At 57.8% G+C, this 8,560-nt stretch carries 8 protein-coding genes; 5 read left to right on the forward strand and 3 right to left on the reverse strand.

The window, feature by feature from the left end; translation table 11 throughout:
* The coding region (locus AB5Y85_RS17445; protein ID WP_368221869.1) for an IS1595 family transposase at window positions 1-303 on the forward strand (303 nt) is incomplete at its 5' end.
* Window positions 304-370: 67 nt separating this feature from the next.
* Here the strand turns inward: AB5Y85_RS17445 and AB5Y85_RS17450 are convergent.
* Together AB5Y85_RS17450 and AB5Y85_RS17455 are read right to left on the reverse strand one after the other, a co-directional pair.
* The gene (locus AB5Y85_RS17450; protein ID WP_047438610.1) at window positions 371-715 is read right to left on the reverse strand and encodes an endonuclease domain-containing protein; all 345 of its coding nucleotides are present in this window, start codon (window positions 713-715) and stop codon (window positions 371-373) included.
* 403 nt (window positions 716-1,118) lie between these two features.
* A complete protein-coding gene (locus tag AB5Y85_RS17455) occupies window positions 1,119-2,072 on the reverse strand; it encodes a LysR family transcriptional regulator (RefSeq protein ID WP_257687826.1) in 954 nt (317 codons plus the stop codon).
* A gap of 156 nt (window positions 2,073-2,228) precedes the next feature.
* Between AB5Y85_RS17455 and aguA the strand changes: the two genes are divergently transcribed.
* Both aguA and AB5Y85_RS17465 read left to right on the forward strand, forming a co-directional pair.
* A complete protein-coding gene (gene aguA, locus AB5Y85_RS17460) occupies window positions 2,229-3,326 on the forward strand; it encodes an agmatine deiminase (protein ID WP_257687827.1) in 1,098 nt (365 codons plus the stop codon).
* Window positions 3,327-3,452: 126 nt separating this feature from the next.
* A complete protein-coding gene (locus tag AB5Y85_RS17465) occupies window positions 3,453-5,156 on the forward strand; it encodes an amidase (RefSeq protein ID WP_257687828.1) in 1,704 nt (567 codons plus the stop codon).
* A 122-nt stretch (window positions 5,157-5,278) separates the two neighbouring features.
* Here AB5Y85_RS17465 and AB5Y85_RS17470 read toward each other — a convergent pair whose 3' ends face one another.
* Complete coding sequence (locus tag AB5Y85_RS17470; protein WP_231560921.1) at window positions 5,279-5,854, reverse strand: hypothetical protein; 576 nt, start codon at window positions 5,852-5,854, stop codon at window positions 5,279-5,281.
* 428 nt (window positions 5,855-6,282) lie between these two features.
* Between AB5Y85_RS17470 and AB5Y85_RS17475 the strand changes: the two genes are divergently transcribed.
* Both AB5Y85_RS17475 and AB5Y85_RS17480 read left to right on the forward strand, forming a co-directional pair.
* A complete protein-coding gene (locus AB5Y85_RS17475) occupies window positions 6,283-7,047 on the forward strand; it encodes a CphA family subclass B2 metallo-beta-lactamase (RefSeq protein WP_368221872.1) in 765 nt (254 codons plus the stop codon).
* A gap of 215 nt (window positions 7,048-7,262) precedes the next feature.
* Complete coding sequence (locus AB5Y85_RS17480; protein ID WP_368221873.1) at window positions 7,263-8,534, forward strand: hypothetical protein; 1,272 nt, start codon at window positions 7,263-7,265, stop codon at window positions 8,532-8,534.
* Window positions 8,535-8,560: the final 26 nt, after the last annotated feature.

Consider the following 8,560-nt stretch of genomic DNA (forward strand, 5'->3'; position numbering starts at 1 on the left):
GTGCTGTGTAGCGATGGGGCGGGTGTGTATGCCTGTTTCAGCAAGGAACAGGGTATAACCCATCAGGTGGTGCGCAATCGTCAAGGCGAACGGGTAGTCGGTGCGTATCACATCCAGCATGTGAACGGATATCACCATCGGTTGAAAGAGTGGATGGAGCGGTTCCATGACGTGGCGACGCGCTACCTGAAGAACTACTTGGGTTGGCGCCGGATGCTGGAGCGTTACGGAAAAGGCGTAAATATCAAAACATGTTTGCATGAGGCGCTGGGGCGCCCCATGCAACACGTAATTGGGACATAGCCTAAAAATAGTCAGTGGATAGGGTGTCCCCTTCTCCGTTTTTGCTTTTTGAATTGAGGGGAAGGGGTCAATCGGATTGACGTAATGAGAACAGGATAAAATCCAGCACGGAGTTGAGCCTGCCCAGTACATCGTTATTCCACACTCGGATCACCCGAAATCCCTGCTGATTGAGATAGGCTGTCCGAGCCTCATCATGCATCTGGTTCGTTTGTGTTCCATGTTGCGAACCATCCACTTCGATGACCAATCCCTGTTCAAGGCAGATAAAATCCACCACATAGGGGCCGATGGGCATTTGGCGGCGAAATTTCAGCCCCGCCAGACGGCGATTGCGCAGCTGTTGCCACAGTTTCTGCTCTGCCTGCGTGGCATCCCGTCTCAGCCGCTTGGCAACACGGTTGCTCTCCATTAATTGCTCCCACTCTGTATCGCCTTATAGATATAGCCAGCTTCCCATCTGTTTACCGGTTGGGTATTGCGTCCCCTCACCCTAGCCCTCTCCCAATGGGAGAGGGTACAGATCGAGTTGTGGTTGGGATTGGGCTGATCATCACTGTGTTCGTTGCCGGATTTGAGCAGGGGAAGCTGGATTGGGTAATAGGAAGATGACGGTAACTTTTTGCATGTATGGGGAATCGACTAGCTGGCAGACTGGCTGAATGGTTGTCAGCGATGCTGCAAGTGGTAGCGTAACGGCTCCCTTCTCCCCTTGCGGGAGAAGGGCTGGGGATGAGGGGGGAGGGAGCAGGAGCAGCCCTCACCCTAACCCTCTCCCGGAGGGAGAGGGAATTGATCGAGGTTTGGTTTGGGCATCATGGTCGGCCAACAAGCTCCTTCATCAAATCCTTCAGCCACACCAGCGCCGGTTGCTGGGCATGCACGGGATGCCAGACGCAGTTGAGGTGGTAGTCGGGCACATCTTCGGGCAGCGGCAGGCTTTTCAGCGGCCAGTGGGTGGCGAGCAGCTCGGCCACCATGCTGGGCAGCACCAAGAGGTGATCGCTCTGGCTGACGATGGCGGCGGCGGACATATAGCTCTGGCTGTTGACCGAGATGGTGCGGCTAAAGCCCTGACTCTTCAGATAGCGGTCTAGGCTCGCCTCCGAGGTACCGAGCGGCGAATGGAACACATGGGGCATGGCGATGAGCTGCTGCAGGGTGATGCGCTCCTGCCACTGGGAGGGGTCATCCTCGGCCCCGGCGGGGGCCGATTTGGCAATGGGCAGATCGGCGCGCACCAGCCCGGCCAGCGGCTCGGTGAGCCAGGTCTCTTTGCCGAGATACCCCGGCACCTGCATGTACTCGTCAAAGCCCAGCACCAGATCGATCTCGCCGCTTGCCAGTTCGGCCTCTGGCAGGGTGTCACGCAGGATGCGGATCTCGATGGTGACCCCCGGCGCCAGCCGTCTGAGCCGCTGAATAAGCGGCGGGATCAGCACGCACTCCACGTAATCTGTGGTGCAGAGCACGAAGCGTCGCTTCGACTGGCTTGGCTCGAACTCCTCTTCTTCGGTGAGCTGCTGCTCCAGCAGCCGCAGCGCCTGCTGCACCCCGAGATGCAGCCGCTGGGCGCGCGGGGTCGGCAGCATCCCCTGCGGAGTGCGCACCAAAAGCGGGTCGCCGAGAAAGGTGCGCAGCCGGTTAAGGGAGTGGCTCATGGCGGGCTGGCTGATAAAAAGCGTCTCGGCGGCGCGGGTGACGCTGCCCTGCGTCATCAGGGCGTCAAACGCGAGCAGCAGATTGAGGTCGAGCTGGTGCAGTTTCATGGGAGGGATTATTCGCCGTGTTTATGGGACAATCCATCCTATTCATTTGATGGATGGGGGCGCAACGTCTTAATCTGCGACCCACTCTTATTTTTCCGGGTTCCCGCGCCGCATCGGGCGTAAACGGGGGCCTCAATCCATGCAAGGAGCCTTGCGATGAGCATCAAGACCATTAACTCCACGCCGGCCGCCGACGGCTTCACCATGCCCGCCGAGTGGGCGCACCAGCAGGCCGTCTGGATGATCTGGCCGTTTCGCCCGGACAACTGGCGCGTAGCCGGTCGCTTCGCGCAAGAGACCTTCGCCAAGGTGGCCGATGCCATCGGTGGGGCCACCCCGGTCTTTATGGGGGTTCCGGCCCAGTTTATGGAGCAGGCCCGCGCCATCATGCCCGCCCACGTCACTCTGGTCGAAATGGACAGCGATGACTGCTGGGCCCGCGATACCGGCCCGACCATCGTTACCAACGCGGCTGGCGAGTGCCGTGGGGTGGATTGGGGCTTCAACGCCTGGGGTGGTCACAAGGGCGGTCTCTACTACCCGTGGAATCAGGATGAAGAGGTCGCAGCCCAGATGCTTGCCCAGCATGGCATGGCTCGCTACGATGCGCCGCTGATTCTGGAAGGGGGCTCCATCCACGTCGATGGCGAAGGCACCTGCCTGACCACCGCCGAGTGCCTGCTCAACGAAAACCGCAACCCGCACCTGACCAAAGAGCAGATCGAAGCCTACCTGCGCGACTATCTGGGTGTCACCAGCTTTATCTGGCTGGACGAAGGCGTCTACATGGATGAAACCGACGGCCACATCGACAACATGTGCTGCTTCGTGCGTCCGGGTGAAGTGGCCCTGCACTGGACTGACGATCAGAACGATCCCCAGTACGCCCGCTCCGTGGCCGCCCTCAAGGTGCTGGAAGCGGCGGTCGATGCCAAGGGTCGCAAGCTGAAAGTGTGGAAGCTGCCCCAGCCGGGCCCGCTGTTCTGCACCGAAGAGGAGTCTGCCGGTGTCGAGAGCGGTACCGGTGTGCCGCGCGAGGCAGAAGGCCGTCTGGCTGGTTCCTATGTGAACTTCCTTATCACCAACGATCGCATCGTCTATCCGCTGCTGGATGCCGCCACCGATGGCGAAGCCCAGCGCATTCTGGAAGAGATCTTCCCGGAGCACACCGTGGTCGGCGTACCGGCCCGCGAGATCCTGCTGGGCGGTGGCAATATCCACTGCATTACCCAACAGATCCCTTCCGGCAAATAAGAACCGGTTCCGGTGAGTATTCAAAACCCCACGCCGTGGGGTTTTATCCCTTGATAGTGTGATGGTCGCAGGCGCTGATGCGGCGATCATCATGACAAACAGTCACCCTTTTACAGGAGATCCTAAATGATCGAAGTGACCGAGGTTTCCATTGCCGAGCTGCGTGCCGCGCTCGAATCAGGCCGCACTACTGCGGTCGAACTGGTCAAGGCCTATCTGGCCCGGATCGAGGCCTACAACGGCCCCGAGACTGCCACCAAACTCAACGCCGTGGTGGTCGCCAATCCCGATGCGCTGAAAGAGGCGCAAGATTCTGATGCCCGCCGCGCCCGTGGCGAGACCCTGGGGCCGCTCGATGGCATCCCCTACACCGCCAAAGACAGCTATCTGGTCAAGGGGCTGACTGCCGCCTCCGGCAGCCCGGCCTTCAAGGATTTGGTGGCCCAGCGCGATGCCTTTACCGTTGAGCGCCTGCGCGCCGCCGGTGCCATCTGCCTTGGCAAAACCAATATGCCGCCGATGGCCAATGGCGGCATGCAGCGCGGCGTCTATGGCCGTGCCGAGAGCCCCTACAACGCCGACTACCTGACCGCGCCGTTTGCTTCCGGCTCCTCCAACGGCGCCGGTACCGCCACCGCTGCCAGCTTCTCCGCCTTTGGTCTGGCCGAAGAGACCTGGTCGAGTGGCCGTGGCCCTGCCTCCAACAACGGCCTGTGCGCCTACACCCCGTCCCGTGGCGTCATCTCGGTGCGCGGCAACTGGCCGCTGACTCCGACCATGGATGTGGTGGTGCCCTATGCCCGTACCATGAACGACCTGCTGGAAGTGCTCGACGTGGTAGTGGCTGACGATGCCGAGACCCGTGGCGATCTGTGGCGCATGCAGCCCTGGGTGCAACTGCCCAAGGCCTCCGAGGTGCGTCCGGCCTCCTATCTGGAGCTGGCTGCCAAGCCTGATGCCCTCAAGGGCAAGCGCCTCGGCGTGCCGCGCATGTTTATCAACAAGGATGAACTGGCTGGCACCAGCGAAAACCCCGGCATCGGCGGCCCGACCGGTCAGCGCATCCATACCCGCGAGACCGTGATTGCCCTCTGGGAAGATGCGCGCAAGGCGCTGGAAGCCGCTGGCGCGGAAGTTATCGAAGTGGACTTCCCGCTGGTCTCCAACTGCGAAGGGGACAGACCCGGCGCACCGACCGTGTTCAATCGCGGCATCGTGAGCCCGGAGTTTCTCAATGACGAGCTGTGGGAGCTCTCCGGCTGGGCGTTCGACGACTTCCTGCGCGCCAACGGCGATCCCAAGTTGAACAAGCTGGCCGATGTCGATGGGCCGAAGATCTTCCCCCACGATCCTGGCACCCTGCCTAACCGCGAGGGCGATCTGGCGGCGGGCATGGACGAGTACGTCAATATGGCCAAGCGCGGCCTCAAGCGTTTTGACGAGATTGCATCGGTGCAGGACGGCCTGCGCGGTCTGGAGAAGACCCGCAAGCTGGACTTGGAGGACTGGATGGACGGGCTCAAGCTCGACGCCGTGCTGTTCCCGACCGTTGCCGACGTCGCCCCGGCTGATGCGGATGTGAATCCGGCCTCCGCCGATATCGCCTGGAGCAACGGCATCTGGGTTGCCAACGGCAACCTCGCCATTCGCCACCTCGGCGTGCCGACCGTCACTGTCCCCATGGGGGTGATGGCTGATATCGGTATGCCGGTGGGGCTGACCTTCGCCGGTCGCGCCTATGACGACAACAACCTGCTGCGCTTTGCCTCGGCCTTCGAGTCCACCGGCAGCAAGCGCAGGGTGCCGCCGCGGACGCCACCGTTGGTTTGATTGTTGTTGTGAGTTAAATATTTTGACGTGTCCGATGATGATCGGTCTAAACACCCACCTGTATTACAAGTGGGTGTTTTTTATCATCTTGAAATAAATTAATTAATAGATGGCGTTAAGGTTTAAAACATAACCATTGGATGTAGTTTCACATGTTTTTCATTCATGTTTTTCATAAAATTAGTCTGAGTCTGAAACTCCCTAAAGTCGTTTTCTGTAAAGCTATTTTTACCTCGGTTGAACTTATGCTCTATAGAGGAGAGTAGTATGGATTCATTTAAAAAGCAGAATCTATCTGACATAAGGTGCCGATATGAAAAAAGAGCTTCTGCGGAGAAAAATGCTTTTAACGCTTTGGAAGTGCACTCATTATTTCCAATTAGGCATGATGAAAATATAATTACTTTTCCATGGTTTTTTTCTGGAATGAAAGTATCTGTATTTTTATCAAGGCAATCTCCATTTGAAAAATAGAAGCCATTTTCATTACCATGCCCTGAAAAGATAATAATATCCTCTTTGATTTTTTTTGAGAAAAAATACTTAAGGTCGTTTAATGAATGGATCCGCTCATAATTAAAGTTCCATCCTGCTGATTTACAAAATGGTTTCCAAAAATCAGCTGAGTTTCTTGAAACCATATCTCTTGTATTTTTACCATCTAAAACAGTATCGAAAACACGAACTCCGTTGAACATATTAATACTCCACTTAAGATAAACAGGGCTGCACCATCAAAGTTGACTTAGTCTACTGCCTGATGAGTCTCGTATGAAGTCATGGAGTGTGCTGAACTTCGCAGAAATAAGGTTATGTACCCAATAGTTAAGAGTATTCGGGCGATCGCGGTAAACGGACGATTACGCTGCGCTAATCGTCCCTACATCAAGGCGCTGATTGCGTGTTTTGAGCCTTTACCTCTCTCCACTTCCCGCACCGTCAATCGCCATATTGGTCGTGGCTCATCGTCGATTCCCCCCTGATTTTTCTGAATTTTCCCAGACTTCACCTTCTCTTCACACAACCTCATTTTCCCCTCACAAATCCCCCGTATCTTCTGCCCACTGCTTAAAAGGCCCGGCTTGCCACAGTGGTGGCGAGGGGGCGGTTGGTTCGAGGGAGCAAGATGATGAAAGGTTGGATGAAGTGCACATTGGCCGGGGCCGTGGTGCTGATGGCGAGTTTCTGGGGTGGCAGCGTGCGGGCGGCGGGGATCTCCCTTAAGCAGGTGAGCGGCCCTGTCTATGTGGTGGAGGATAACTACTACGTCAAAGAGAACTCCATGGTCTATTTCGGGGCCAAGGGGGTGACGGTAGTGGGGGCGACCTGGACGCCGGATACCGCCCGAGAGCTGCACAAGCTGATAAAAAGAGTCAGCAGCAAGCCGGTGCTGGAGGTGATCAACACCAACTACCACACCGACCGGGCGGGCGGTAACGCCTACTGGAAGTCCATCGGGGCCAAGGTGGTGGCGACGCGCCAGACCCGGGATCTGATGAAGAGCGACTGGGCCGAGATTGTCGCCTTTACCCGCAAGGGGCTGCCGGAGTATCCGGATCTGCCGCTGGTGCTGCCCAACGTGGTGCACGATGGCGACTTCACGCTGCAAGAGGGCAAGCTGCGCGCCTTCTATGCGGGCCCGGCCCATACGCCGGACGGCATCTTTGTCTACTTCCCCGACGAGCAGGTGCTCTATGGCAACTGCATCCTCAAGGAGAAGCTGGGCAACCTGAGCTTTGCCAATGTGAAGGCGTATCCGCAGACCATCGAGCGGCTGAAAGCGATGAAGCTGCCGATCAAGACGGTGATTGGCGGTCACGACTCACCGCTGCACGGCCCCGAGCTGATTGATCACTACGAGGCGCTTATCAAGGCGGTGCCGCAGTCATAGCCGCTGCGTGGCAGAGAGCCTGCAAGCCGTGCCATTGCTGCAATCAGCAGCCATAACGGCACACCACAAAACGCCCGCTTTCAGGAAATAAGCGGGCGTTTTGCGTTTGCGATTTTTTTGGTGGCTGTGAGTGCGTGGCATTAACGCTGTTCAAGGGGGGTGGGCTTTCATAAGATGGCCCTCTCTCTTTTCCCTGAAAGTTATCCATTTTCGTTATGCAATACGCCTCTCTCGCGCGCCTCAAGCAGGCCTTTATCACCGGGATGTGGGCCTCGCTGGTCAGCATCGTTATCGGCTTCTCCTTCAAGGTGTGGCTGGCGCAGTGGGTCGCCAAGGGGGAGCTGGCGCTGTTCAACAGCGTGGTGGATTTGATCTCCCTCTCTTTTATCCTGATGACAGGTTTTCGCTCATCCATGGTGGTGAGCTACTCCCAGACCAAAAACGATCGGGACATCATCAATATCTTCCGCTACTTCCTCATCGGCATCGTGCTGCTCACCTGGGGGGCGGTGATCCCCTATATCAAGCACGGGCTCCATATCCGGGTGGAGTATCTGCAACTGGTGGGGGTCATCTTCGGGCTGGGGCTCAAGGTCTACTTCACCAATCTGGTGGCCATGTACCGGATGTATGCGCTCTCCAACCGGGTCACCTGGCTGGAGCCGCTGGCCAACGGTCTGCTGTTTATGGCCTGTTACTTCGGGCTGGGGATGGATGCACTTGCCTCGCTCTTCTACGGGCTGACCTTCTCCTCGCTCGCCATCGCCGGTTATATGTATGTTTCGCGCCGTCGGGCCATCGCCACCAGGCCGCTGGCCAAGGTGGCGCTCGGCCCCGAGATGGTGAGCTATGTGAAGAAGAGCTTTACCGCCTCGCTGGAGGCGGGAGCCAGTATCCTGATGATTTACATCACTGTGCTGCTCACCATCCGCCACTTCAGCATCGACGAGCTGGGGGATTTTCAGGTGGTGGTGCGCCCCATCTTCACCTATATGACCACCTTGTTTGTCTTCCCCATCTACCGCTTTGTGCTGCCTGAGCTGGCGGTCAATCTGCGCAACGGCGATCACCGTCAGATCAGGATGATACGCCGCTGGATCTTCCGGCTCTCCGCCATCGTCAGTCTGGCCTTCTTTGGTTTGATGCTGCTGGCGGGCAAGCCGCTGGTATTGCTGTTCTTCCCCGCCGACTACGTGGGGGCGGTGCCTGTGCTGTTCCACTTCTCCATCTTCTTTATCTTTATGATGCTCAACGGCTATCAGCTCGCCTATATCAAGGCTCACGGTCACTTTACCCAGAGTTTGCTGATCCGGCTGGCGGGCATAGTGGCGCTGGTCGCCGCCTACTATCTGGTGGCCGAATTCACTGCCAATGTGGTGGCGATTATCGTGGCGCTGGGCCTCGGTTATATGGTGATGTTTATCCTCTCGACCCTGGCGGAGCGGCAGATCTTGCGATCCCTGCCACTGGTGCTGGCGACCCGCTAGGGTGCTACTCGCCAAGAGCAGGCTCC

Source organism: Aeromonas sp. R3-1 (genome assembly GCF_040908345.1).
Lineage (GTDB): Bacteria > Pseudomonadota > Gammaproteobacteria > Enterobacterales > Aeromonadaceae > Aeromonas > Aeromonas veronii.